The 25,568-nt window shown below is 72.8% G+C and carries 19 protein-coding genes; 15 read left to right on the top strand and 4 right to left on the bottom strand.

Annotation, left to right across the window (positions count from 1 at the left end; all coding sequences use genetic code 11):
* Positions 1–40: 40 nt before the first annotated feature.
* Complete coding sequence (locus ACIQPR_RS06750) at positions 41–694, top strand: DUF4255 domain-containing protein (protein WP_403643049.1); 654 nt, start codon at positions 41–43, stop codon at positions 692–694.
* Entirely contained in the window at positions 691–2,658 is a 1,968-nt protein-coding gene (locus ACIQPR_RS06755) for an ATP-binding protein (protein WP_403643052.1), read from the top strand. The genes ACIQPR_RS06750 and ACIQPR_RS06755 overlap by 4 nt, the downstream gene beginning before the upstream one ends.
* A 32-nt stretch (positions 2,659–2,690) precedes the next feature.
* On the opposite strand, the gene ACIQPR_RS06760 is transcribed toward ACIQPR_RS06755, so the two are convergent.
* Positions 2,691–4,781 carry a DUF4157 domain-containing protein gene (locus ACIQPR_RS06760; RefSeq protein ID WP_403643055.1) on the bottom strand — a complete coding sequence of 697 codons (2,091 nt, stop codon included), beginning with the start codon at positions 4,779–4,781 and terminating at the stop codon, positions 2,691–2,693.
* A gap of 31 nt (positions 4,782–4,812) precedes the next feature.
* On the bottom strand, positions 4,813–6,279 hold the full coding sequence (locus tag ACIQPR_RS06765) for an RICIN domain-containing protein (protein ID WP_403643058.1): 1,467 nt from the start codon (positions 6,277–6,279) through the stop codon (positions 4,813–4,815).
* Between the two features lie 296 nt (positions 6,280–6,575).
* On the opposite strand from ACIQPR_RS06765, the gene ACIQPR_RS06770 reads away from it, so the two are divergent.
* The 11 genes from ACIQPR_RS06770 (at position 6,576) to ACIQPR_RS06820 (ending at position 19,609) form a co-directional block, all read left to right on the top strand.
* Positions 6,576–8,153: a phage tail sheath family protein gene (locus tag ACIQPR_RS06770; RefSeq protein WP_403643060.1), complete on the top strand. Its 1,578-nt coding sequence runs from the start codon at positions 6,576–6,578 to the stop codon at positions 8,151–8,153.
* A gap of 119 nt (positions 8,154–8,272) precedes the next feature.
* Positions 8,273–8,716, top strand: a complete 444-nt coding sequence (locus ACIQPR_RS06775) for a phage tail protein (protein WP_352345023.1) — start codon at positions 8,273–8,275, stop codon at positions 8,714–8,716.
* The gene (locus tag ACIQPR_RS06780; protein ID WP_403644726.1) at positions 8,716–9,228 is read left to right on the top strand and encodes a hypothetical protein; all 513 of its coding nucleotides are present in this window, start codon (positions 8,716–8,718) and stop codon (positions 9,226–9,228) included. The genes ACIQPR_RS06775 and ACIQPR_RS06780 overlap by 1 nt, the downstream gene beginning before the upstream one ends.
* Positions 9,225–9,377: a DUF6760 family protein gene (locus tag ACIQPR_RS06785; RefSeq protein ID WP_403643063.1), complete on the top strand. Its 153-nt coding sequence runs from the start codon at positions 9,225–9,227 to the stop codon at positions 9,375–9,377. Before ACIQPR_RS06780 ends, ACIQPR_RS06785 begins: the two co-directional genes overlap by 4 nt.
* Positions 9,378–12,372: 2,995 nt before the next feature.
* Complete coding sequence (locus tag ACIQPR_RS06790; RefSeq protein WP_398996899.1) at positions 12,373–12,810, top strand: phage tail protein; 438 nt, start codon at positions 12,373–12,375, stop codon at positions 12,808–12,810.
* The gene (locus ACIQPR_RS06795) at positions 12,810–13,562 is read left to right on the top strand and encodes a LysM peptidoglycan-binding domain-containing protein (protein WP_403643066.1); all 753 of its coding nucleotides are present in this window, start codon (positions 12,810–12,812) and stop codon (positions 13,560–13,562) included. Before ACIQPR_RS06790 ends, ACIQPR_RS06795 begins: the two co-directional genes overlap by 1 nt.
* A complete protein-coding gene (locus ACIQPR_RS06800; RefSeq protein WP_403643069.1) occupies positions 13,559–15,418 on the top strand; it encodes a VgrG-related protein in 1,860 nt (619 codons plus the stop codon). Before ACIQPR_RS06795 ends, ACIQPR_RS06800 begins: the two co-directional genes overlap by 4 nt.
* Positions 15,418–15,825: a GPW/gp25 family protein gene (locus ACIQPR_RS06805; RefSeq protein WP_403643072.1), complete on the top strand. Its 408-nt coding sequence runs from the start codon at positions 15,418–15,420 to the stop codon at positions 15,823–15,825. Before ACIQPR_RS06800 ends, ACIQPR_RS06805 begins: the two co-directional genes overlap by 1 nt.
* Positions 15,826–15,831: 6 nt before the next feature.
* Positions 15,832–17,790, top strand: coding sequence for a putative baseplate assembly protein (locus ACIQPR_RS06810; RefSeq protein WP_403643075.1), 1,959 nt, complete (start codon positions 15,832–15,834; stop codon positions 17,788–17,790).
* Positions 17,787–18,332 (top strand): phage tail protein, encoded by a 546-nt coding sequence (locus ACIQPR_RS06815; protein WP_403643077.1) that lies wholly within the window; start codon positions 17,787–17,789, stop codon positions 18,330–18,332. The genes ACIQPR_RS06810 and ACIQPR_RS06815 overlap by 4 nt, the downstream gene beginning before the upstream one ends.
* A complete protein-coding gene (locus ACIQPR_RS06820) occupies positions 18,329–19,609 on the top strand; it encodes an NADase-type glycan-binding domain-containing protein (RefSeq protein WP_403643080.1) in 1,281 nt (426 codons plus the stop codon). The genes ACIQPR_RS06815 and ACIQPR_RS06820 overlap by 4 nt, the downstream gene beginning before the upstream one ends.
* A 16-nt stretch (positions 19,610–19,625) precedes the next feature.
* On the opposite strand, the gene ACIQPR_RS06825 is transcribed toward ACIQPR_RS06820, so the two are convergent.
* Entirely contained in the window at positions 19,626–22,589 is a 2,964-nt protein-coding gene (locus ACIQPR_RS06825) for an AfsR/SARP family transcriptional regulator (RefSeq protein WP_403643083.1), read from the bottom strand.
* Positions 22,590–23,229: 640 nt separating this feature from the next.
* On the opposite strand from ACIQPR_RS06825, the gene ACIQPR_RS06830 reads away from it, so the two are divergent.
* Both ACIQPR_RS06830 and ACIQPR_RS06835 read left to right on the top strand, forming a co-directional pair.
* Positions 23,230–23,853, top strand: coding sequence for a TetR/AcrR family transcriptional regulator (locus ACIQPR_RS06830; protein ID WP_403643085.1), 624 nt, complete (start codon positions 23,230–23,232; stop codon positions 23,851–23,853).
* 138 nt (positions 23,854–23,991) lie between these two features.
* Positions 23,992–24,348: a peptidase inhibitor family I36 protein gene (locus tag ACIQPR_RS06835; RefSeq protein WP_403643087.1), complete on the top strand. Its 357-nt coding sequence runs from the start codon at positions 23,992–23,994 to the stop codon at positions 24,346–24,348.
* On the opposite strand, the gene ACIQPR_RS06840 is transcribed toward ACIQPR_RS06835, so the two are convergent.
* Positions 24,335–25,558, bottom strand: a complete 1,224-nt coding sequence (locus ACIQPR_RS06840; RefSeq protein WP_403643089.1) for a helix-turn-helix domain-containing protein — start codon at positions 25,556–25,558, stop codon at positions 24,335–24,337. The two genes, ACIQPR_RS06835 and ACIQPR_RS06840, sit on opposite strands and share 14 nt — an antisense overlap.
* Between the last annotated feature and the right edge of the window lie 10 nt (positions 25,559–25,568).

Consider the following 25,568-nt stretch of genomic DNA (forward strand, 5'->3'; position numbering starts at 1 on the left):
CGCCTCGGCGCCCGCGCCACGACGGACCGGAGAACCATCGGTGATCCACGAGATCGACGAGGCCCTGCGACGGCTGCTGCGCGCCCGCGCGCTGCCCGCGGGCGTGGCCGAGGTCGTCTTCGACGCGCCCACCCGCGACTGGGCCGCCCGCCGCAACGCGCCCACCGTGGACGCCTATCTGTACGACATCCGTGAGGAGGTGGCCCGCCGGGAGCGCGGCGCGATGGCGTTGCGCGACGCGGCCGGCACGGTGACCGAGCGCCGCCAGCCGCCGCGCTGGTTCCGGCTGTCGTACCTGGTCACGGCCTGGACCAAGCGCACGGAGGACGAACACCGGCTGCTGTCCGCCGTCCTCGCCGGACTGCTGCCCTACGAGGTGCTGCCCGCCGAGCACTTGGAGGGCTCCACCCTGCTCGCCCTGGGCGCGGCGATCCCGCTCACGGTCGGGGTGCCGCCGGCCGAGTCCCGCTCCATCGCCGACATCTGGTCGGCGCTCGGCGGCGAACTCAAGCCCTCGCTGGACGTCGTGGTGATCGCGCCGGTGCCGGTCTCGCCGGACTACACGGTGGCACCGCCGGTCCTGGAACCCGCCGTCGCCCACCTGCACGACATCGCCCACCCGCACGGCATTGCCGACGGCCGCCCGGCCGAAGGCAGTTCGACGGTTCCGGCCCGACGACGGGAGCCGCGGTGAGCGACGCCCTGCTGAAGCGGCTCGGGCTGCTGAAGGAACGCGTGAGCGCCCTGACCGACGCCCGCGGCGCCCACGACCCGTCGGCGGACGATCCGCTGCGCGGACTGTACGTGTCGCCCGAACGGGTCGAGCACCTGTTGCACGGGCCCGAGCGGGCACCCGTACGGCTCGACGACGCGTACGGGGGAGCCGAACCGGACGACGCGCTGGGCGAGTTGGCCACCGGGTTCGGGCTCACGCCCCTGGACACGCACATCCTCCTCGCTGCCCTGGCACCGGACGTGGACCGGGACTTTGAGCCCCTGTACGGCTACCTCAACGACGACGTCGGACGCCGGCGCGCCAGTGTGGCCCTCGCCCTCGAACTGGCCGGGCTCGCACCGCACGACCCGGCGGCGCGGGCCCGCTTCCATCCCGGGGCCCCGCTGTCGGCCGCCGGCCTGCTGACCCTGGAGGACGCCGAACGGCCGTTGCCGGGGCGGGCGTTGCGGGTGCCGGAGCGGGTGATCGCTTATCTGCTGGGGGACACCCGCCTCGACGGTGAACTCCTGGGCGTGGTCGAGCTGTTGACGGGGGAGACCGCCGCGAGCCCCTTCGTGTCCCGGCTCGGCGCGCTCCTCGCCGCCCGCCCCGCCACCGTCTACCTCAAGGGGCGCGGCACGGAGTCCGGGACGGCCGCGGAGGCGCTCGCGGCGGCCGGTCTTCCGGTGCTGCGTCACGACCCGGCGTACGGGGACCGGCAGTTGGTGCCCGTCCTGCTGCGGGAGGCGCGACTGCGCGGGGCGGGTCTCGTGGTCGGGCCGATGCCGGAGCAGACGGAGCAGGCGGGCGCACTGGTACGGGCCCTGGAGTCGCCGGGAGCCGTACCCGTGGTGCTGTTCGGCAGCGCGCCCTTCGACCCCCGCTGGTCCGCCGACGGTGATGTGCTCTGCCTCGACGCACCGCCCGGCGCCGACGACACCGGCCCGCTCTGGACGGCCCAACTGGGCGCGGACGCCGAGGGGTTCGACCTGGCGGCGGCCGTGGCGCCGTACCGGCTCGCCCCCGAACAGATCCGCCGCGCGGCCCGGTCGGCGCGGACGCTCGCCGTGCTGGACGGCGGGCCGCTGACCGCCGCCCATGTGCAGCGGGGCGCCCGCCAGCAGTCGGCGCCCGCGCTGGACCGGCACGCGCGCCGGGTGACACCCGCGGTCGGCTGGACGGACCTGGTGCTGCCGGCCGAACCGCGCGCACTGCTGGAGGAGTTGGTGGTCCGTGCCCGGCAGCGCGAGCGCGTGCTCGGCCGGTGGGGGCTGCGGGCTGGCGGCGGACGCGGCCATGGAGTGGTCGCCCTGTTCGCCGGCGAGTCCGGGACCGGGAAGACCCTCGCGGCGGAAGTCCTCGCCGGCGAACTGGGCGTGGACCTGTACGTGGTGGAGCTGTCCGCCGTAGTCGACAAGTACGTCGGCGAGACCGAGAAGAACCTCGAACGGATCTTCGCCGACGCGGACCGCACCGACGCCGTGCTCCTCTTCGACGAGGCCGACGCGGTGTTCGGCAAGCGCTCCGAGGTGAAGGAGGCGAGCGACCGCTACGCCAACCTGGAGAGCGCCTACCTGTTGCAGCGACTTGAGTCCTTCGACGGAATCGCCGTCCTCACCACCAACCTTCGCGCCAACATCGACGACGCCTTCACCCGCCGTCTCGACCTGGTGGTCGACTTCCCCTTCCCCGACGCCGACCAGCGCCTGGCCCTGTGGTGGCAGAGCCTCGCCCGGGTGCCCTGCGCCGAGGACGTCGATCCCGGCCCGTGCGCGCGGGACTTCACGCTGGCCGGCGGCTCGATCCGGGGCGCGGTGGTCACCGCCGCCTACGCCGCGGCCGGCCGGGACGGCCGCGTCACGACCGACGACCTGCTGACCGGCGCGGTCCGGGAGTACCGGAAGGCCGGGCGGCTGATCGTCGGCCGCGACGACAACTCGTAGAGTCCGCGCCCCGGTTCGGGCTCCGGAGGGTTCTACGCGGTGGAGGCGAACTTGGCGGCGATGAGCTTGGTGCCGCGCTCCGGATCACCGTTCAGCTCCGCCCAGTCCAGACCGAGAGCGACCAGGGTCCGACGCGCCTCCCCGGCGCGTTCGGCCTGTGTCTCGTCACGCGCCATCTCGTAGAGCGCGGCGGCGTACTGGTTCCGCTCGTTGGGACCGGACTTCTTCCAGAAGGCCAGCGTGTCCCGGAGCCGTGCGCCCAGCGTGGGGGCAGGGCCCTGTGTGCCGCCCTGGGCCGCGCTCTGCTCCCAGCGGTGCTGGAAGAACCGCCAGGTCTTCCAGCCGGCGACACCGAGGGCCACCGTCGCGGCGGCGCCCGCGAGGGCCCAGCCGACCGGGGTCGCGACCAGCACACCGGCCCCGGCCGCGACACCGGCGGCGAGGGCGGCCCCGGCGACCAGCGCGGCCACGGACCCGCCGACACCCAGCAGAGCGGCGACGGCGCCGATGGCCTTCACGGTCACACCGCGACTGTTCTTCCCGGCGGCGTACTCCTGGATCTCACGCAGGGACACATCGGCCGGTGCGCCCTCGTTGTAGTGCCGGACCTTCTCCGTCTGCGTCCGCAGGGCGCTCTCCATCTTCTCCGAGACGTCCTGCCGCTCCTGCTGCCGGAGCCTCGCGGCTGCCAACTCCGCCTCGTTCCCCAGCAGTTCCGCCTCGATCTCCTTGATCCTGGGTTCCAGCCCCAGCATCTGCACGAGCCGGGAGTGGTCGACGTCCGCCCCGTTCAACCGGCCCTCCGCCTGCTTGCGCAGTTCGCTCTGGAAGTCGCGATGCCACTGCTCCACATCGGCCCGGCCCTCCAGCACGGCCCGCTCCAGCTCCGCCACCTCGCGGTTCGCGGCCTCCAGCGCCTGCCCGGGCGCGTTCTCGTCGGCCATGAGCGTCCGCAACGCGTCCAGCCGCCTCCGGGCCTTGTCCGCCTTCCTGATGAAGCGGACGCTCTGCACCAGACCGGCGAGCAACCCGGCCCCGGAAGAGGCGGCGCCCACCCCGCCCGCGACCTCCTGGGCCACCCCCCTGAGGTTCATCACGGCAGCGGCCAGACCGGTGGAGGTACTGACGAAACCCAGCCCCTGCTCGGCCGTCCCCGCCCCGCCGGCCTTCACCTCGCGGTCGTACACGTGGTACGCGGCGGTGCCCGGGGTGGCGCCCCGCATCCCCTTGCGCGCCCGGACGACGTTGGCGGCCTGGGCCAGCACCCCCGCCGACGAAGTGGCCACACCGAACGCGGAACCCACGACACCGCCGTACTGCGCGGCGTTCGTGGCGGCGTTCGGATCCTTGTAGCCGCCGGCGACCGACGCCCCGGTGAACTGGTTGTTCGCGTCTCCGGCGGGCGCGAGATCCGCGACCTTCTCGGCCACCTCGCCGAGCGACACCCGCTGGACGGCGGCCACGTCACCACGCCCTCTTGACACGGCGCCGTCGCGAACGGGACCGGGAACGGGACCGGCCAGGGCGCGGGTCGCGCCCGCCTCCGCGGCCCGTTCGAACCGGTCGGACGGGTCGGACACCCGCAGCCCGGTGCCGTCGTCCGTGCCCGCGACGGGGCCGGAGCGCTGCTGGATCACATGGGTCAGCTCATGGGCGAGGGTGTGCCGGTCGCCGCCGCCCGCGCCGAGCACGACATGGCTGCCGGAGGTGTAGGCGCGGGCCCCGATCTCCGCCGCCGAACGCCGGGCGGTGGGGCCGGTGTGCAGCCGTACGTCGGAGAAGTCGGCGCCGAGGCGGGCCTCCATCTCGGCGCGGACCGGGGCGTCCAGCGGACGGCCGGGCGCGCGGAGCACTTCGGGGACGGAGGAGCGCTGGACGGAGGAGCGCTGGACGGGGGAGGACTGGGCGGGGGAGGCGTGCCCGCAGCCGGCCCCGTGCGTATGCCGGGCCTCCTCGACCGCGCGCAGGACGGCCGCGTTCCCGGCGGTCCGTTGCAGCTGCGCCACGTGCGCGGGGGAGAGCGCACCCGGTGAACCGCCTTGTTCCGTACGGGAGTCGGGCACCCGGGACGGCGGCCGGGGCTCGGCCTTCTCGGGCCTGGGGGGCTGGACGCGGGGGCGCACGGCGACCCGCCTTTCTGTCGGGCTGCGGTGCTCAGGAGTCCCCGAGCCGCCACTGCTGGAGGGAGGCGAAGCGGTCGTCGCAGGCCAGGGCCTGGACCTGGGCGTTGTCGCCGGTGTTGGTCAGGCACTCGCCGGTCTGCGCGTTGACGATCGTCACCACGCCGTCCGACACCGGTTGCAGCCGCCAGCGCTGGAGCGCGGGCACCTGGCCCTGGCGTACGGCGGTGTCGCCGCCCTGGACGGTACGGATCCGCACCTGCGGCTGACCGTCGGTCTTGTCGAGGACGCTGTCCGGCGAGTTGCCGGGGGTGAGGGCCACCGTGCCGTCGGAGAACGGGAGTTGGGCCCAGAACTGGTTGAGTCCCTGCTGCTTGTCCGTCCAGTCGGAGACCACGACCGGGGTGCCGTCGCCGGTGCCGCCGTCCTGGACGGTGAGGTCCTTGCCGTTCTGGACACTGCGGATGGTCACCACTTTGTTGCCCGCCTGGTCCGTGGCCTGCTGCCCGCCGCCCTGGTCCTGGCCGCCGCTCTGCTGCTGTTCCTCGGACTGAGAGGCGGACGGCGAGGGTGAGGGCGAGGGTGGGGGTGAGGAGGAGGCGGCGGCCGACGGGCTGGGCGCGGGCGGTGGCGCCTGGGACGCGGGCGCGGCCGGCAGCGCGGCGGCGGCCGGCGCGGCGGCCGACTGCTGCCGGACCACCGCGTTCGAGACGAGCGAGGGCCGCGGAACGAACCACAGCGCGGCGAACACCCCGGCCGCGGCCAGCAGCAGCCCCAGCAGCACGAGCAGCCACTTCGGGAACAGGGCCACCCGGATGAAGGTGCCGCGCAGTTGGGCGGGCGGGACCGCCCCGGCAGCGCCCGGGAACGCGGCAGGCCGGGCGGGGGCGTCCCCCTCCGCGGCGGGGGTCACGGTCAGCGCGAACGGATACCGCTCCGGCCGGCCGAACAGCTTCACCCCGCTCGGCCGGATGCGGACCCGGGCCAGCCGGGTCCGCCCCTGCGCGACCCGCACCAGCTCGGGCACGGGCCGGAACGTCAGCACGTCCTCGTCGTCTTTCCCCGAAATGCCGGTCGACAGCGTCGAGTTGCCAAGGTTGTCGACCGCCACCCGGGGCCGCCCGGACAGCCGCCCGCGCACGGTGACGGGCAGCAACTCGGCCCGCATCTCACCGAACGCCGAGACGGTCAGGACGCCTTCGGCCACGTTCGACAGCTCCGGGTTCTCGCGCGGATGCACGAGGACCCCGAACCGGACCGTGCCGGCCGTCGTGCCCGCCGAGCGCGGCGGGGTGAACACCACCTCCGCCGACCCCTCGTCACCGGGGTAGAGCCGCAGCGTGTCGGGGGCGACCCGGGTCCACTCGGCGGGGTCGCCGACGACGGAGAGCCGGTACTCCTCGACGGTGTCGCCGTCGTTGCGCAGCCGCAGGGTCGCGACCGCGCTCGATCCGGGATCGACAGCGGCTGAGGCGGGTTCGAGCAAGGCGAAGGTGGTCACGCGGCCACCGTAGGAACCGGCTCGCGCGCACGTCAGAAGCGGCCGGGCACGGTTCGGTGGCCGGACGACCGGCCGTACGGCCACCGGCCGCCCCGCCGTCCCCGTCCCCCGGGCGTCCCACGGGCCAGGTCCGGCCCGATGTCCCCTGCGGCACTGGCCGTACGGCCATCACGGTCGGCCCCAAGAGCCTGCCGGGCGGCCGTTTCCCGCCGGGCCCGCCCACGCCAGCCTGGACCCACGCAACCACCCAGCTGTCGTACGAATGCCATACGAGTGTCATACGAGGAGAAGCCACCATGCCCACCTATCTCTCCCCCGGCGTCTACGTCGAGGAGGTGGCCAGTGGATCCCGCCCCATCGAAGGGGCGGGCACCTCGGTGGCCGCCTTCGTGGGCCTGGCGCCGACCGGGCCGCTGAACGAACCGATGCTGGTGACCAACTGGTCCCAATACACCGCCGCCTTCGGCGACTTCACCGAGGGCCTCCTGCTGGCCCACGCGGTCTACGGCTACTTCAACAACGGCGGTACGGCCGCCTACGTCGTACGGGTCGGCGGCGCGGGCGCGTCCGGGACCGGGGTTGGGGTCGGGGCCGGTTCCGGCAGCCGCCGGGCGATCGAGGCATCCGCCTGGGAGGCGACCCTCGGCACCTTCCAGGTCTCGGCGCTGGACGGCGCCGGCCTCGGGAACGCCCCCGCCGTCGAGGTCTCCGACACCTCCGGCGAGGGACCCGACGACCGGTTCACGCTCACCGTCAAGGACGGCGACAAGGTCCTGGAGACCTTCGACGTCTCGGCGAAGAAGAGCAACCGCAACTACGTCGTCACCCAGGTCAAGCAGCGCTCCAAGCTGATCGCCGTCGAAGAGGCCGCGCCCGCGGGCCAGTTGGCGCGGCCCGCGAACGGGGCGGTACGCCTGGCCGCGGTGACCGCGTCCGCACCGGCCACGGCACCGGCACCGGAGGCCCTCACCAGCGGCCAGTTCCTCGGCGACCCCGCCGACCGGACCGGGTTCGGCGGCCTTGAGGCGCTGGACGCGATCACCATGGTCGCCGTCCCCGACCTGATGGCCGCCTACGAGCGCGGAGCCATCGACCTCGACGCCGTCAAGGCCGTCCAGTTGGGGATGATCGCGCACTGCGAGCTGATGGGCGACCGGATGGCCATCCTGGACCCGCCCCCGGGCATGAACGCCCAGCAGATCCGCGACTGGCGCCAGGACACGGCCGGCTACGACTCCGCGCACGCCGCCCTCTACTACCCGTGGATCAAGGTCTTCGACCCGTCCGGCGGCCGGCAGCGCCTGGTCCCGCCGAGCGGCCACATGGCGGGCATCTGGTCCCGCAACGACTCCGAACGCGGGGTCCACAAGGCGCCCGCGAACGAGGTCGTACGCGGCGCGGTCGACCTGGAACTCCAGATCACCCGCGGCGAGCAGGACCTGCTCAACCCGATCGGCGTCAACTGCATCCGCGCCTTCCCCGGCCGCGGCATCCGCGTGTGGGGCGCGCGCACGGTCGCCTCCGACCCGGCCTGGCGCTACCTGAACGTCCGCCGCTACTTCAACTACCTGGAGGAGTCGATCCTCGCGGGCACCCAGTGGGTCGTCTTCGAGCCCAACGACGAGGCGCTGTGGGCCCGTATCCGCCGCAACGTGTCGGCCTTCCTCGTCAACGAGTGGCGGGCCGGTGCCCTGTTCGGCTCCCGCCCCGAAGAGGCCTTCTACGTCAAGTGCGACGCCGAGACGAACCCGCCGGAGTCGGTGGACGTCGGGCGCGTGGTGTGCGAGGTCGGCATCGCGCCGGTCAAGCCCGCCGAGTTCGTGGTGTTCCGGCTGGCCCAGTTCTCGGACGGCACGGGCGAATCGTCCGAGTGACGCCCGTGACCGACCGCCTTCCCCGACCAGTTTTCGGACCAGTTCTCTCATCGGTTTTCTGATCGGTTCTCTGATCGGTTCTCCCGATCCCTCGACTTCGGAAAGAGAAGCCAACACGCATGTCCCTTCAGCCCGGTGACGCCCTCACCTCACACAACTTCGGCCTCCAGATCGACGGCGTCATGGTCGAGTACCTCCAGGAGGTCAGCGGCCTCTCCGTCGAACAGGACGTCATCGAGTACCAGCAGGTCTCGGCGGACGGCAAGCCCGTCACGAAGAAGATGCCCGGCGTGAAGAAGGCCGGCGAGTGCACGGTCACGCGCGGGATGACCGAGTCGGCGGCGTTCACGTCGTGGATCAACGACTCCATCGCGGGCAACATGGGCGCCGCGCGCAAGAACGCGACGATCATGATGATGGACTACCAGAACAGCCCGGTGAAGCGCTACAACATGCGCAACGCCTGGTGCAGCAAGGTGGAGACCAGCGGGGTCAAGGCCGGGGACACCTCCGCGCTGACCGAGCAGGTGACCATCGTCTTCGAAGAGCTGGTCATCGAGTGATCAGGCGAACGGCCGCGCGGGCGGGGGGCGTTGCCACGGCGGAGCCACCTGCCGCCGGCTCCGCGCCGACCCCGCCGCCCGCGCCTGCCGTCTCCACAGCGGCGGAGTCGCGGACGGAGTCGCGTACCGACCTGCGTGCGGAACTGCGTACGGAGTTCGCCTTCGAACTGCCGCGCGGCTACGTCGACGAGTCGGGGACGCTCCACCGTTCCGGCACGATGCGGCTGTCCACCGCCCGGGACGAACTCGTCCCCCTGCGGGACATGCGCGTCCAGGAGAACCCCGCCTACCTGTCGGTGGTCCTGCTCGGCCGCGTCATCACCCGCCTCGGCACGCTCCCCTCGGTGCACGACGGGGTGGTGGAGAACATGTTCGCCTCCGACCTCGCGTTCCTCCAGGACTTCTACCGGCAGATCAACGCGGAGGGCCACACCCGCGCGGCGGTGTCCTGCCCGCACTGCTCGGAGCCGTTCGAAGTGGAACTGGCCGGGAGCCGCCTGGGGGAATCGTGACGTACGCGGCCGACCGCCTGCACGAGGAGGTCGCGTACCTCGGCTTCCATCTCGGCTGGGGGCTGGGGGAGTTGCTGGACCTGGAACACGCGGACCGCAGGAGATACGTCGAGCGGACCGCGGCACTGCTGAACCACGAGGAGAGGTGAACCGACATGGCGGGATTCCTGGCCGGGGTCCGGGGCCGGATGCGGGGCACCGCGCCGGACCCCGCCCCGGACGCGCCGAGCACGTCGTCGGCTGAGCCTGGTCCGGCTCCGTCCCGTCCCCCCGGCCCGGCATGGCGTTCTACGGCTCCGGTCCAGCGGGTGCTGGGCGCGATGCCGCCCGTGATCACGCCGGACTTCGCAGCCGCGCTGGCCACCCACGGGAATCCGGCGTTCACCGGAGGGATCGTGGCGGCCGGCGGCGGGGGGATGCGGGTCCTGGACGAGGCGGGGCGCGGAGCCGAGCCCCGCACCGGCGGACCGATCGTTCCGCACAACGATCCGTTCAACGATCGGTTCGACGTCCCGCCCGACGAGACGGGTGAACTCTCGGCCCCCGACGGGGAATCCGGCTCCCGAGGGCCATCGGCCCAGCGCGCGGTACGCACCACCTTCTCCCGCTCCGCGCGACCGCGGTTGCTTTCGGCGCCGTCCGTGACCCCACTCCGGCGATTGGCGACCACGGGTGGTGTGGCATCAACTGCGGCGCGATCCGCCGAGGTTGCGATGGCGCCGGACCCTATCGGCCCAAGTGCGGTGGGGCGGAGGGCGGTTGAGGGAGCGGTAGGAGAAGCGAACTCGGGGCCTCCGAGGTCTGCCAACGGGGCGCTCGGCGCGACCGGAACTGCACGACCCCGAGGCGGACTTGGCGCACGGCTGGCCTCGCCAGCTGAGGAATCCGGCGCTGTGCCCGTGCTGCCTGCCGGTGCCTCTGCGGTGACTGCCCAGGCCGAGGGCCACGGCCAGTTGGGAGGCGCTCCTCCGGCCTCCCGCCGTTCCGGGCTCGGCGCGCCCCTGCGGCCGACACCGTCACCTGCCCCTGCGGTCACCGTGTCGCGGTCGGTCGCGCCAAGTGCGGCTCAGACTGCGGCTGTTCAGCCCTCGGCCCGTGAAGCGGCGGCCTTCGGCGTCGGTCCGGGTTCCTTGGGCGGGAGTGGCAGGCCCGTTTCCACCTACGTTGCGGATCAGGCGAGCAGGTCCGCACCCTCCGAACTCGGCGCGGCGGGCCCACCCCCTGGTCCGCCGCGTCGTCCCACCGTTCCGCCGCCCATGGTGCCCGGTACCGCAGAGCCGGGGACGCCGAAGGATGCGTCACGGATCGCTGCTCCCACGGCACAACGTTCCGCCGGGCCCGAGCCCGGGCCCGAGGCTGCTCGTTCTGCTCGACGACCGAGTGTCGGCCGTGCGCCCGCGAACGACGGTGGTCGCAGGACCTCTCAGCCGGACTCCGCCGCCGCTTCCAGGAACAGAGGCTCTGCGGCCACACCTACGGCGCCTGCCGGCCTCACCGAACCCCACAGTCCCGGCATCGAAGTCGCGCTCTCCGACACTGCGCGCACCCCAGCACCCACCACTCATACCGCCACGCCGACTGTGTCCCGCGCACTCGCCGAGCCGACCGGCCGACCTGACGTCAGGAATCCCAACACGCCTGTGTCTCCCACCCGTTCCGGGACATCCGCTCGAACTTCTCCTGCTCCGGCTCCACCCACGACACCCATCGCGCCCGCGCCGTCCACCACGACGGAAGCACCTGTCATACCCACTCCCCGAGCGGTGACCGGCCCCAACGTGCCGAGCGTGACACTGCCCTCGCCCGGCCCGCGCTCCCCGCGAACCATCCGCCCCTTGGCGGCCACCCGTATGACGACGATCCTGTCCCCAGCGGTGCAACGCTCACCGGAAAGCACGTCGCGTACTCAAACTCCCGCGCCCGCAAGGCTGTTCGCGGTTGCGGTGGCGGCGAGCCATGGTTCCGCACGTTTCTCGGAGGGGTCCGAGAACTTCGGCATCGAACCCGCATTGGCCGCACCATCGGTCGCATCCCGCGCCACCCCCGTGCCTGGTGCTGCGGCGACATCGGTCGTCGGCGGGTACCGGCCTGCGGCGCCGTCCGCCCAGCGGCGGCCGACGACCGGGCCGTCCGTGAACCAGGCAGCCCAGAAAGGTGGGGCAGCCCAGGCCGTGGTTCCTCTACGTCGGACCACCGCCGGCGGCCCGGCGGCAGCGGCCCCACAGGCGAGGCGCACCCAACCCACCGTCCAGCAGCGCCCGTTGTCCGACAGCGAGTTGTCCCCATCCATCCCAGGACTCCTCATCGCAGCGCCGGAGCCGAACGAGAAGGCCTACAGCTTCGGCGGCACACCGCTGACAGAAGCCGACGGGGCGACCTCAAGGGCCCCCTCCGCCCTCGCACTGGCAACCGCCCCGACGGCGTCGCCGTACGCACGCAGGTCCCGGTCTGGCCGCCCGCCGCTCCAGCGAACACCCCTCGCGCGCTTGGCGCACCGGTCAGTGAAGATTCCGGCACCGGCCACCCCGGCGGACTCCCGCGCCGCGATCACCCGATCCGCCCCGAGCACTGCCAACCATCGGGCCCTCGGCGGTGCCCGGACAGTCACGCCGATGATCGGCCCGTCCAGGCCAGGGACCACGCAGCCCTGGTTCGTGAACGCAGCCGCGCTCCAGCGGGCCCACGACACTCGCGCCGCCACGCCTACGACCGGCCCTTCCACACCCGGGACCACCCAGCCCGCCCCCGCGAACGCGCCTACGAACGCACCCACGATCCATCGCACCCAGACCCCGCCCCCACCTCCACTCCCACTACCTCCCGTACAACGCCAAACCCCCGCACCCCCCGCACCCCCTGTGCCCTCCGCACCCCGCGCGCCACACGCCCCCCAGGCATCCGCGCCGGCCGCCCCCGCCCCTGCCATCGACAGTCTGCCTCCCGAAGCCCTCGACTCTCTCGCGCACTCCCTCCTGGGCCCGCTTTCGCGCCTCCTGCGCTCCGAACTCCGCGGCGACCGCGAGCGCCTGGGCCTTCTCCGCGACGCTCTCTGACCACCCCCACCACCCCCACCACCCCCACCACCCCCCAATCTCCACGCCCACCGCCACCAACCGATCGCCACGACCCCCGAGGACCCGCCCCATGCCAACCGCCCTGGACCCCGCCTCCACCGTCTTCTTCCGGCTCTCCATCGACGGTCTGGACCTCGGGCTCTTCAACAGCTGTGAGGGGCTCGCCTCCGAGGTGCAGGTGGAGCAGCGGGAAGAGGGGGGCAACAACGGGTTCGTGTGGCAGTTGCCGACGCGGGTGACGTACTCGACCATCCGGCTCACCCGGCCGCTGACCCCGGACACGGGGAAGGCCGCCGCGTGGATCTCGTCCATCGCGACCGGGATCACCCGGCCGACCGGCCAGATCGCGGCGCTGCGCGCGGACGGGTCGGTCGTCGCGCAGTGGGGGCTCATCGAGGTGCTGCCCGTGCGGTGGCAGGGGCCGAGCATGGACCCGGCCAACCCCGGTGTCGCCACGGAGACGTTGGAGATCGCCCACCACGGTTTCACCGATGCCAGGGGGACCTGATGGCCCCCGCGAACGCTAACAGCAGCCTCGTACGGGCGCGGTTGGCCATCCACCATCCGCCGAGCGGGGCGAGCCGCACCATGGGCGGGCGGATCGGGGAGGTCGAATTCCAGTTCAACCCGGGGCAGTTGGAGCTGTCGCGGTCGGCCTCCTGGTACGCGCAGCGTGCCGTCGGGTTCGATCGCGGGGCGCAGCAGGAGTTCTCCGGGGCCGATCCGGCCTCGCTGTCCGTCGAGGTCTTCCTCGACGCCTCGGCGACCCCCACCAGCCCCCAAGTCCGCAAGAAGGTCGAGCAGTTGCTGTCCTGCTGCGAGGTGGATCCGCAGAGTCTGCCGACCAACCGGCCGTCCCCGCCGTGGGTCCGCTTCTCGTGGGGCGGTTTCAGCACGGTCCAGTTCACCGCGTACGTGGAGAGCGTGAGCGCCGCCTACTCGTTGTTCAGCCCCACCGGGGAGCCGCTGCGGGCCACGTGCCGGCTGTCGCTCAAGGAGATACCGACACCGGTCAGGGGCCAGAACCCCACGTCCGGTGCGTTGAGCGCGCGGCGGGTGCACCAGGTGGTCGTGGGCGACACGCTGCCCGCCCTGGCCTGGCGGGAGTACGGCAACGCCACCCGCTGGCGTGTCATCGCCGAGGCGAACGACATCGACGACCCCATGCGGCTGCGGCCCGGCAGCGAACTCCTGCTGCCGTCGGCCGACGACGTACGACGAGGACCAGGAGCAGGACCAGAACCAGGGGGAACACCGTGACGTCGAAGTCCTACACGACCGTCCTGAAAGTGCGGGTCCAAGGGGTCCCGCTGCCCGACGCGGTGGCCGGCCGGCTCGTCTCCGCCTGGATCGACGCGAGCGTGAACGTGCCGGCCGCCTTCCGGCTCGTGTTCAGCGATCCGGCCCGCGATCTGCTGAGCACCTTCCCGGCACTCGCCGTAGGAGCGAAGGCGGAGTTGGTCCCGTTCACGGACGGGACCCGGGGGCGTCCGCTGCTCACCGGCGAGGTCACCGCGCTGGAGGCCGATGCCGACGGGACGGGCAAGTCGCTGATCGTGCGCGGTTACGATCCCGGTCACCGGCTGCTGCGGAATCGTAGGGTCGCCGGGTATCCGAACATGACGGCCGCCGACATCGTGCGCCGGCTCGCCACCGAGAACGGGCTCGGAGTCGGGACGGTCGACTCGACTCCGACCGTGTACGAGCTGGCCACTCAACCCAACCTCACCGACTGGGACTTCCTGTCCCGGCTGGCCCGCGAGAACGACGTCCGGCTGTACTTCGACGAGGAGGGCCGCCTCCAGTTCACCGCCCTGCGCACGGCGTCCGGCGCTCCCGCCGACACCACTCCGGCCGCCCAGAGCCCGTACGTCCTGGAGCTCGGTGTCAACGCCGGGGAGAGCCGGGTCTCCGTCACCGCCGCCGGGCAGGTGCCCTCGGTCTCGGTGCGCGGGTGGGACGTACAGACCAAGCGGCCGTTGACCGCCGACGCGCGCGCCACCGCGAGCGCGGAGATCCTGACGGGGACCACGCCCGCCGAGGTCGCCGCCCCGTTCGGCGCGGCCTCGCTGACCGCCACGGGGGTCCCGTACGCCACCCAGGCGCAGGTGCGGCACGCCGCCGAGGCGCTGGCCGACGATGTGGCGGGCTCCTTCGCCGAGTTGGAGATCGCCGTCGACGGCAATCCCGAACTGCGGCCCGGTGTAGCGGTGGCGCTCAATGGCGCGGGCGCGCCGTTCGAGGGCAAGTACACGGTCACGGGTGTACGGCATGTCTTCGCGTCCCGGCAGCGGTACACGACGTGGGTGCAGGTCAGCGGGCGTCAGTTCCGCTCGCTGTACGGGCTGGCGGCCGGTCCCCGGGAGGCGCCCGCGCTGCCCGGGGTCGTCGTCGCCGTCGTCAGTAACATCAAGGATCCGCTGAGGATGGGGCGGGTGAAGTTGCGGTTCCCCTGGCTGTCCGACACGTATGAGAGCGACTGGTGCCGGGTGGCTCAGTTCGGCGGGGTGCGCGGGGGCGGGCTGATCCTGCCCGAGGTCAACGACGAGGTGCTGGCCGCCTTCGACCGCGGCTCGTTGGAGCACCCGTACGTCCTGGCCGGTCTCTACAACGGTGTCGACAAGCTGCCCCGCATCAAGGAGGGCAGCCCGCCCGTGGACGCCACCAGCGGCACGGTCAACTGGCGGAGTCTGGCCTCGCGCAGCGGCCAGGCCGTGGAGCTGCTCGACGACGGGCGCAGGGCGCGCGGGGTGCGGCTGCGGACCGGTGACGGCGCGCTCACCGTGCATCTGGACCAGAACCGTACGACCGTGACCGTCCGCAGCGACGGCAGCGTCACCATCCAGGGGGCGCGCGGTGTCGACGTGAAGGCGGGCGCGGATCTGAATCTCACGGCGGGACGGGCCGTGAACATCACGGCCGGGGCCGCGCTGAACCTCAAGGCCGGCGGCAAGGTCGAACTCGCCGCCGGCGGCGCGGTGAGCCTCGACGCGGTCGGCACCGCCAGCATCAAGGCGGTCGGACCGGTGGCACTGACCTCGGCCGCCAACGCCTCCGTCACCGCCGCGACCGTGACGCTGTCCGGTCTCACCCTGGCCAACGGGGTGCCGTTCTGATGGGCGAGCAGTTCGTCGGCGCGGGCTGGGCGTTCCCGCTGCACACCGACGCCTCCGGTGGGATCGCCCTGGTCCGCCGCGAGCGCGAGATCGAGGAGTCCATCCGGCTCGTGCTCGCCACCGCGCCGGGCGAGCGGCCGATGCGTCCCGAATTCGGCTGTGCCGTCCACGACTTGGTGTTCGCGCCGGTCAACGAGGCGACCGCCGGCCGCATCGGCTACGAGGTGCGGACCAGCCTGGACCGCTGGGAACCCCGGATCGAGGTCGCCGAGGTCGCCGTCACCGCGTCCCCGGACGACCCGGCGGTGCTGCTGATCGACGTCCGCTACGCGATCCGCGGCACCAGCAACCCGCGCAGCCTGGTCTTCCCCTTCTACGTCATCCCGTCCAGCGAAGGCGATGTGTGACCCCCCATGGCCCTGCCCGCCCCCAACCTCGACGACCGGCACTTCCAGCAGTTCGTCGACGACGCGAAGCGCTACATCCAGCGGCGCGCCCCGGAGTGGACCGACCACAACGTCTCCGACCCCGGCATCACCCTCGTCGAGGCCGTCGCCTACATGACCGACCAGCTCGTCTACCGGCTCAACCGGGTCCCGGACAAGAACTATCTGTCCTTCCTCGACCTGTTGGGGGTGACGCTCTTCCCGCCGTCGGCGGCCCGCGCGGACGTCACCTTCTGGCTGTCGGCCGCCCAGCCGGAGCCCGTCCTGCTGCCCGCCGGGACCGAGGTGTCCACCCAGCGCACCGAGACGCAGGAAGCGGTCGTCTTCACCACCGAACGGGACCTGACCGTGCCGCCGTGCTCGCTGCGGCGCGTGCTGCGCCAGGAGAACAAGGGGAGCCCCCAGGACCGTACGAGCGCCGTCCTCGGAGCCACCGACGTGCCCGCGTTCGCCGCGAAACCGCAGCCCGGGGACGTCCTGCTCTTCGGCCTGTCCGCGGCCGTCCCCGACTGCGCGGTCGTGCTCGCCCTCGACAGCCGTGTCGACGGCGTCGGAGTGGACCCCCGTCAGCCGCCGCTCGCCTGGGAGGCGCGGACCGCGTCGGGCTGGGAGGCGTGCGAGGTGGACGAGGACACCACGGGCGGCCTCAACCGGGCCGGTGAGGTGATCCTGCACGTGCCGGGCGGGCACACGCTCTCCCCGCTCGGGCAGCACGAGGCGGGCTGGCTGCGCTGCCGGGTCCTCAAGCCCGCCGACAACCAGCCCTTCTACTCCGCCACCCCCACCATCCGGTCCGCCACTGCCTACACCATCGGCGGCACCGTCCGCGCCGTGCACGCGGTCGAGATCCGCGACGAACGGCTCGGCGAGTCCTCCGGCGCGCCCGCGCAGCGGATGCGGCTCGGACAGGCGCCGATCGTCGCCGACGACCCGCCGCTTGAGGTCGAGGTCGCGGAGGGCGACACCGGCTGGCGGCCCTGGCGGATCGTCCCCGACTTCGCGGCCTCGGGACCGGCCGACCGGCATCTCACGGTCGACGCGACGACAGGAGAGATCGCCTTCGGCCCCTCCGTGCGTCAACCGGACGGCAGCCTGCGGCAGTTCGGAGCCGTGCCCGCCAAGGGCGCGGTGGTTCGCGCGGCGCGCTACCGGGCCGGGGGCGGTCGCGGCGGCAATGTCTCGCGCCGCGGCCTGCGGGTGCTGCGCAGCTCCATCCCGTACATCGCCCGGGTCGAGAACCGTGAGGCCGCCCGCGGCGGGGTCGACGGGGAGACCGTCGAGGAGGCCAAGGTCCGGGCGCCGATCGCGCTGCGGGCCCAGGAACGGGCGGTCACCGCCCGGGACTACGAGGAACTCGCCCGGCAGGCCGCCCCGGAGACCGCGCGGATCGTGTGTCTGGGCGCCGAGTCGGACCGGGACGGGGAGGGAGCGGTACGGGTTCTGGTCGTGCCCCGGGCCGTGCCCGATCCCGGGGGGCGGCTGCGGTTCGAGCAACTCGTCCCCGAGGACGAGCTGTTGGCGCGCGTGACCCGTCATCTCGACGAACGCCGTCCGCTGGGCACTCGGCTCGCCGTCGGCCCGCCCTACTACCAGGGCGTCTCCGTCACGGCGACCCTGCACGCCTACCGGAGCGTCTCCGCACAGGAGGTGCGCGCCGCCGCGCTCGACTCCCTGTACGCCTACCTGGACCCGCTGAGCGGCGGAGCGGACGGCACGGGATGGCCGTTCGGCCGCCCGCTCCGCTCCGGGGAGATCTTCGCCGCGCTCCAGCGCGTACCGGGCGTGGAGCTGGTGGACGAGGTGGAGCTGTACTCCGTGGACCCGCTGACGGGCCGCCGCGGCGAGCCGACCGACCGTATCGAACTGACCGCGTCCGCCCTGCTGTTCCCGTACGACCACCGTGTCCGGGTCGTGGGGGAGCGATGACCACTCCTGTCGTCTCCCCCTGCCCGCTGCGGGACCAACTGCCGGGCGTGTACGCCGAGGACGGCTTCGCCGGGGTGTTCGCGGACGGGCTGGACACCATGCAGGCCCCGGTGCTGAACACGCTGGACTGCCTGGACGCGTACTTCCGCCCCGGGCTGGCGCCCGTCCACTTCCTGGACTGGATCGGGAGCTGGATCGGAGCCGAACTGGACGGCCTGGCAACGGAGTTGGCGCGCCGCGAGGCGGTCGGGACGGCGATGGCGCTGCACCGCCGCCGGGGCACGGCGTACGGGCTCGCGACCGCGATCCGCCTCGCCTTCGGCGTCACCGCCGAGATCACGGAGAGCGGCGGCGCGGCCTGGTCGGCCCGGCCGCGCGGCCCGTTCCCGGGCGACCCGCGCCCGGGACTGCGGGTCGTCGTACGGGTCCCCGACCCCACGGCGTTCGACGCCCGCCGCCTGGAAGATCTGGTCGCCGCGGCCCGACCGGCACATCTGCCCTTCACCGTCGAGGTGTTGGCTGAGAGGACTGAGAAGAGATGAGCGAGAAGCCTACGGCCGACGGGCTGTGCCCGGTGTGCGGCACCCCGGGCCCCGGAAGCGGGGAGTCGTTCTGCGAGGTGTGCGGGACGCTGGTGGACTGGGACGCGGCTCGGGCTCCGGCCTCCGCGCCCGAATCCACCGCTTCGGGTTCCACGTCAGGGGGATCGGCACCCGCGCCCGCGCCCACGCCCGCGTCCGGGGAGGGGCGGCCGGGTCGGCAGCGGCCCGTGTCCGGGTCCGACGGGACCTTGCCGACGACCTTCGCCTCGCGTGCGGAACGCGCCGGAGGCGCCGCGCGTCCGTCGGCGGGTGGTGCGGTACGTCGTCCCGACGGCGGGACAGCCGGCGCGGGAGCGGCACCGGTCCCGACGCCGGAGGCGTCGTCGTCGTCCGGGGCGGCGGTCTCCGTGTCTCCCGGTGAGCCGGAGCGCCCTCTGCCGGCCGGTGGCGAGACCCGGGCGAGGGCACTCCTCGTCCCCGTGCCCGAGGCCGGGGCCGCCGCCCCGGACGTGGCCCCCGTGCTGCCCGGCCGCCCCGAGCCCGGGCGGCCGAGCGTGCGGGCCGCGACGGCGGAGGAGGAGAGCGGCGTCACCTGCTGGCGGTGCGGGGTGCGCAACCGTCCGGACCGTACGTTCTGCCGGAACGACGGCGCTGTGCTGGACCGCGGCGGACAGCGGACGACCACGGTGACCCGGCGGCGGGGCGAACGGTTCGCGGGATGGCGGCCCCGCGTGTCCGGGGCGCGCGTGCTGATCGCCGCGGGAGTCGTGGCCGCGCTGGTGGGTGCCGCGTTCCTGACCCCCGCCGCGGCCGACGCGATACGCGACCACTTCACCGACCCCGCCCCGCTCCCGCCCGCCGCGGTGAGCGCGTCCAACTCCGACGCCGCGCACCCCGCGCAGTCCGCGTTCGACGGCGTCAGCAACACCTGGTGGGGGACCGGCTTCTCCGGCGACTCCGCGGGCCAGTACCTCCAGGCGAACTACAGCCGACCGGTCGACCTCCAGAAGATGATCATCACGCCCGGTGTGTCGACGCGCTCCGCGGACCTCGGCGCCGAGGCCCGCCCCCAGCGCTTCGACCTGCTCATCACCGACTCCTCGGGCCGCACCTCGCTGACGCACTACCAACTCGCGGACGGCGGCCCCCAGGTGGTCGACGCCTCGATGCGCGACGCCGTGCAGGTCGACATGATCCTGCGCAGCGCGTACGGCACGGCCTCGAACAAGCAGGTGGCGATCGCCGAGGTGGAACTGCTGGGCCGCGCGGCCGGCTGAACAACCCCGCCGCGCCTCACGAAGGCTGCGCCGGGCAGAGGGAACAGGCCGAGGGAGCGCCCGACTCGTCGAGGCCCCGCAGCTTGGTGCGGAAGGACTCCGCGTCGGTGTGGCCGAGCCGCTCCGCGACGTCCAGTCCTTTCCGCCACGCGGCGCGGGCCTCGTCCGCCCGGCCGAGGCTGAGGTACGCGTCCCCGAGGCCCATGAGGGTGTCCGCGGTCAGCCAGGAGGCGTCGATGGTCTCCCGCCAGATCGCGAGGGCGCTGCGGAAACTGGCGACGGCCTCCTCGTACTGCCCGAGGTGGTACTGGGCGTGGCCGATGCTGTCGTGGATGTGCGCCGCGGTCAGGTCGTCCCCGAGCCTTCGATACAGGTCCAGCGCCTCCCGGCAGTGGTCGAGGGCCTGTTGGTACTGGCCGAGGAGGATGAGGCTCCAGCCGACCCCGTTGAGCCCGGCCGCGATCCTGAGCTGCCCCCGGCTGTCGTCAGCGCCCCGGCACACGGACCGGTACAGCGCGAGGGATCGCCGCGCGGCGGCGAGCGCGCCCTCCAGGTCTCCCTGCAACTCCACGATCCAGGCGAGCGTCCGGTAGGCGTCGGCACAGGCACCCATGTCACCGGCGCGGGTGAACAGTTCTACGGCACGCTCGACGTGACCGCGCCGGTCGGCCAGGTTGCCCAGCCCCGGGGCGGCGGCGCCGAGCCCCCGATGCGCGTGGCCCTGGGCGACCGGGTCGTCCAGCCGGAGCGCCGCGTCCAGCGCCGCGCGGTGCACGGCCTCCTGCTCCCGCCACAGCCCGCAGATGTGCAGATGGCTCGCCATGGCCCAGGCGAGTTGCCAGGTGTGGACGTCGAAGTGATGGGCGGCGGCCTGTTCGACCAGCGCGAGGAGCACGGCCTGCTCCGCGGCGAACCAGGCGTTCGCCTTCGCGGCGTCCCCGGCGAAGTCCTCGGCGCGCACTCCGTCGGCGGCCGGGGCGAGAGAGATCAGCACGCGTGCGGTGCCGGTCAGCGCGACCGCGTTGTGGCCGGTGTGGAGGTAGTGGTCGAACATGCGGCGGCGGGCCGCCGCCACCTCCTGGGGTGGTTCGAGGGTCTCGGCGAGTTCGGCGGCGTAGGCGCGCAGCAGGTCGTGGGAGGCGTAGCGGCCGGGCGCGGTCTCGTCGGCCAAGTGGGCCTGGATCAGCTCCGACAGCAGTTGCTGGGTGTGCGCGGCGCTCAGGCCGGCCAGGCCGGCCGCCGCGGGCAGGGTGATGTCGGGTCCGGGATGCAGCCCCAGCAGCCGGAACAGACGGGCGGCATCAGTGGTGAGGGCGTGGTACGACCAGGAGAAGACGGCGCGGACGTCGGCCGCGGCGTCCTGGTCGCGCAGGACGTCCAGGCCGGTGACGCTCTCCCGGAGTTCCTTCGCCACGGCCGCCATCGAGATGGCGGAGCGGGTCGCCACCCGGGCGGCGACGACCGCCAGGGCCAGCGGCAGCCGGGCGCACCGGGCGATGATCTCCTCGACCGCCTGCGCCTCGGCCTCGACCCGGTGGTGCCCGAGCCGCCGGGCGAGCAGCGCACGGGCCTGCGCCAGCGTGAGCACGTCGAGGTGGAGGGGATGGGCACCGTCCATCGCGACCAGTCCGGCGAGCCGGTTGCGGCTGGTGACGATCACCAGGCAGCCGGGAGTACCGGGCAGCAGGGGCCGTACCTGTGCGGCGTCACGGGCGTTGTCCAACAGCACGAGCACCCGTCTGCCGCTGAGCAGGGTGCGGTACCGGGCGGAGAGCTGGTCCACGTCCTGCGGCAGCCCGTTCACATCGGCGCCCAGGGACTCCAGCAGCGACCGCAGGGCCTGCCCCGGCGCGACCGGCAGACCGACCGGGTCGAAGCCCCGCAGGTCCAGATACAGCTGCCCGTCCGGGAAGCGGTCGGCGACCTGCCGCGCCCAGTGCACGGCGAACGCGGTCTTGCCCACACCCGCCATCCCCGCGACGGCACTCACCACCACCGTGGAGCCCAGCGGCAGCGCGGCCACCTCCGCCAACTCCGCCTCCCGGCCCACGAACACGGCCAGAGCGGCGGGCAGTTGGGCCGGGACGGTGGCGGTGTCGGCAGGGGGAGCGGCGGGAACGGACGGTTCAACGGGAGCGACCGGCTCGGCGGATGCGGATGCGGATGCGGGTGCGGGTGCGGGTGCGGATGCGGTCGGGGTCGGGGGCGGTGGGGCGAGGAGGTCGATGTCGGCCCGCAGCACGCGCTGATACAGCGACTGGAGTGCCGGACCGGGATCCACCCCCAGCTCCTCCGCGAGCAGCGACTGCGCCTCACGGTAGGTGGCCAGGGCCGCGGCCTGCCGCCCCGAGCGGTACAGGGCGAGCATCAGCAGCTCCCGGAACCGCTCGTCGAGCGGATGCTCCGCGACCAGCGCGGTCAGCTCCGCCGCCGCCTGTCCGTGAGCGCCCAGGGCGAGTTCGGCCGTCAGCCGGACCGCCTCCGCGGACCACCGCAGCTCCTCCAGCCGCTGCCGCTGGGCCCGCGCGTACTCGCCGCGCACGCCCGCCAGAGCCACCCCCCGCCACAGACCGAGGGCGTCCCGCAGCTGTGCCACCGCGCCTTCGGTGTCGCCCGCGTCCCGTGCCCGCGCGGCCCGCGCCGTCCGGTCCCGGAACACGTCCACATCCAACTCCGCCGATCCCAGGCGCAGTTGATAGCCGCTGCCGGTGGAGCGGATCACCGAGGACGCGGGGTCGCCGTCCGGCTCCAGGACCTTCCGCAGCCGGTGGACGTACGTCCGCAGGATGCCCGCCGCCGAGGACGGCGCGCTGACTCCCCACACCGCGTCGATCAGCCCGCCGGCCAGCACCTGCGCACCGTCCGCCAACAGCAACACCGCCAGCACGGCCCGCTGTTGGGGCGGACCGAGTTCGATCTCCGCCCCACCGCGCCACGCCCTGACCGGACCGAGCACCGAGAACCGCAGCCCCTCCTCCAACTGGTGTCCTTTCCGGGCGTTGCACGGCCGAGGCCGACCGTCGATCCGATCACACGGATCACTGTGTATGAGCACTTGTCACGTCGGTTGATGCGATGCGCCGGAACCGCCGCTGGTTCACGAGGCGGCTCGTGCGCGTGCCGCCACCGCCACCGCGACCGGCGCCGGTCGGGCGGCCGTGCGGCTGTGCGGACGACGGAGTGTGCCCGGACGGCTGTCGCGGAGGGCTGTCACGGACGGGGCGACGAGCGCGGGCGCGGCTTCGACCGTGACGTCATCGGCCGGTTCGAAGCCGGCGGCGGCCAGGGGAACAGGCCTGCTGCCGAGAGGGGCTGCACGAGCGGTGGAGGTCGGCGAGGGCTCGGCTCACGCCGGCTTCGGCGAACAACACCCCCACCATGTCACGGAGTTGCCGGTCTTTCGGACGGTGCCGACATCGGTGCACGCCACGGCCGGCGGCAGGCAGTCTCCAGGGTGGTGCGCCTGCCGGTCGTCACGGTTCCCTCCGCGTCTCGTCGTGTGGCCGCGCGGCACCGCGCGCCGCGTACCGAACGGGCACCGCGCCCGCTGGAGTCAGACTCTATTCACTGGATGGTATCTCTACTGACGAAGCCCTGGATCCGGTCGCTAGCATCTCGGTATGGATGGCACCACAGTCCGCCCCCGCCGCGACGAGTACCCCGCCCTGACCAGGGCCGCCGTCGTCGACGCGGCGCGTCGGCTGTTCGCGGAGAAGGGCTTCTTCCAGACGACGGTCCAGGAGATCGCGAAGCTGAGCCGGGTCTCGCCCGCGACGGTGTACGCGCAGTGCGGCGGCAAACAGGGTCTGCTGCGGGCGCTCATGGACGACTGGACGCGGGCCTCGATGGCCGAACGGGACCAGCGGGAGCCGCTCACCGGCGCTGACGCCTCCCTCGTGCTGCGGGCCCTGGCCGCCGCCTATCTCCACATCACCGAGGAGTGGGGCGACGTCATCCAGGTGGTCATCGACGTCGCACCGCACGACGACGAGTCCAGGGCGGTGCTGGCCACCGCGCACAAGCGGCACCATCACAGCCTCGCCGCGATCTGCCGTCACCTTGAGGACATCGGCGCCTTGCGGGACGGCGTGGACGCACGGTCGGCGACCCGGATCATCACCTACTACTACGGCCTCAACGGCCTGCTCCGCACCCGCGAGGTCTTCGGCTGGTCCTTGGAGCGTTCCAACGAGTGGCTCCTCACCCAGGTGACGGCCGCCGTCCTGCGACCGCCGTCCACCTGAACCGAGGCGCTGACGTCCTTCTGCCGAGGCACTGTCGTTCTATTCACCCCGGCGCTCCGTGGCGAAGTATCAGAGTTCCTGACCTCCACAACGAGTGCCGAAAGAAGAACGATGAGGACCAAGAAGACACTGTCCGTCATGGCCGGAATCGGAGCCATGGCAGCCGCCGTCACCCTCGCCGTCCCGGGATCCGCCGACGCGGCCACCGCCGTGACCATCTGCAAGGACACCAACTACGGCAACTGTTCGAGTGTCCCCACCACGGTCTCCAACCTGAAGACGAGTGCCATAGGCGTCGGCTCCTGGAACGACGCGATCTCCTCGATCCATCCCGTCCCCGTCAAGATGTGCTTCTACGAGAACACCGACTACGGAGGCTCCTACGTGGTGTTCCCGGCCGGGGACTCCGCCGGTGACCTCACCAAGGTGACCTTCATCGAGGGCGGAAGCGTCCTGAACTGGAACGACAGGATCTCCTCGTTCAGGCCTTGCTGAGACCGCCCTGCTCCCGGTCCGTCACCCCACCGACGCCAGGTTCGCGGTGCTCTTTGACGAACGCCGTCGGAGTGGTCCCGTAGGCCGCCTTGAAGTGCCGTAGGAAATGGCTGGTGTCCGAGAAGCTCCAACGCGCGGCGACGTCGGCCACTCGTGCGCCGGGCGTCATCAGATCGATGCGGGCCCTGCCCAGCCGTCGACGTCGGGTGTACGCCATGACGGATTCGTCGGCGTCCTCGAACGCCCGGTGCAGGGTACGCGGTGAGACGTGCAGCGCTTGAGCGATCATGCCCGGGGCGAGGCTCGGGTCGTCGAGCCGCTCGTCGATGAACCGGCGGGCCGCGGCCAGCACCACGTTCGAGTGCTCGCCGGTCTCGGCGCTCCGGGCGGCGCCCATGGCGGCGGCCAGGGCGGCGGCCAGCAACTGGATCCCGACGTCCTCGCTGACACTCCGCCCGAGAGGGGAGAGGGTGTCGTCCCCGAGGCGCCGCGCCAGATCCAGGAATCCGGTGAGGAGCCTGACCTCGGCGAGATCGGTGTCCGCCACGACGACCTGAGGCAGTCTCCCCGGCACCGCCGCATGGCGGACGAGTCGGTCCCGCGGCACGACCACGGTGCGTGATCTCGTCGCGGGACCGAACCAGAACCGCCAGGGCTTCGCGGTGTCCCGGAAGACCACCTGCCCAGGGCGGACGGTGACGGATTCCGTCCCGTTCTCGAACCGGGCCCACCCCGAGCGGATGACATGCGCGACCACGGAATCACCCTCCGGGACACCGCCCGAGACGCCGGAGAACTCGTCGGAGTAATGGACGGCGTGCAGAAGGCTGCCGACCTGCCCGCCGCGCGCGTGGCAGCGGAAACCGTCGCGTTCCGCCGAGGGCCCCAACCGCAGGCTGCGGATGTAGGAGAACGGCCCGAAATCCCACTCCCTCGCCGAGTGCGGGTGATCCCTGTGTTCCCTGTGTTCCCGGTGATCCTGGTGACTTCCGCCGCTCCGTGCCGGCAGATACAACTGGGCCAGGATCGGCCCGTGTTCGGGTCGTACGAGATATCGCTCGGTATGTCGCTCGGTCGCGCGGGCTTGCACAGTGCGAGACCGTAGTGCGACCGACTTCCTGTCGAGTGGACGCTTTGTGGACCGCCCGGGGCGTCGCGCTCCGCTGCGGCAACAAGACCTCTTCATCGGTGCCTGACAATCCCATGACATCGGCCCGGGA

This window comes from Streptomyces sp. NPDC091280, from assembly GCF_044768565.1.
Taxonomy (GTDB): domain Bacteria; phylum Actinomycetota; class Actinomycetes; order Streptomycetales; family Streptomycetaceae; genus Streptomyces.

Coding starts and splice junctions, on each gene's coding strand:
- ACIQPR_RS06810 (WP_403643075.1), top strand. CDS start 15,832: ATGGCCCTGCCCGCCCCCAACCTCGACGACCGGCACTTCCAGCAGTTC.
- ACIQPR_RS06770 (WP_403643060.1), top strand. CDS start 6,576: ATGCCCACCTATCTCTCCCCCGGCGTCTACGTCGAGGAGGTGGCCAGT.
- ACIQPR_RS06795 (WP_403643066.1), top strand. CDS start 12,810: ATGGCCCCCGCGAACGCTAACAGCAGCCTCGTACGGGCGCGGTTGGCC.
- ACIQPR_RS06830 (WP_403643085.1), top strand. CDS start 23,230: ATGGATGGCACCACAGTCCGCCCCCGCCGCGACGAGTACCCCGCCCTG.
- ACIQPR_RS06775 (WP_352345023.1), top strand. CDS start 8,273: ATGTCCCTTCAGCCCGGTGACGCCCTCACCTCACACAACTTCGGCCTC.
- ACIQPR_RS06840 (WP_403643089.1), bottom strand. CDS start 25,558: ATGTCATGGGATTGTCAGGCACCGATGAAGAGGTCTTGTTGCCGCAGC.
- ACIQPR_RS06805 (WP_403643072.1), top strand. CDS start 15,418: ATGGGCGAGCAGTTCGTCGGCGCGGGCTGGGCGTTCCCGCTGCACACC.
- ACIQPR_RS06815 (WP_403643077.1), top strand. CDS start 17,787: ATGACCACTCCTGTCGTCTCCCCCTGCCCGCTGCGGGACCAACTGCCG.
- ACIQPR_RS06820 (WP_403643080.1), top strand. CDS start 18,329: ATGAGCGAGAAGCCTACGGCCGACGGGCTGTGCCCGGTGTGCGGCACC.
- ACIQPR_RS06835 (WP_403643087.1), top strand. CDS start 23,992: ATGGCCGGAATCGGAGCCATGGCAGCCGCCGTCACCCTCGCCGTCCCG.
- ACIQPR_RS06790 (WP_398996899.1), top strand. CDS start 12,373: ATGCCAACCGCCCTGGACCCCGCCTCCACCGTCTTCTTCCGGCTCTCC.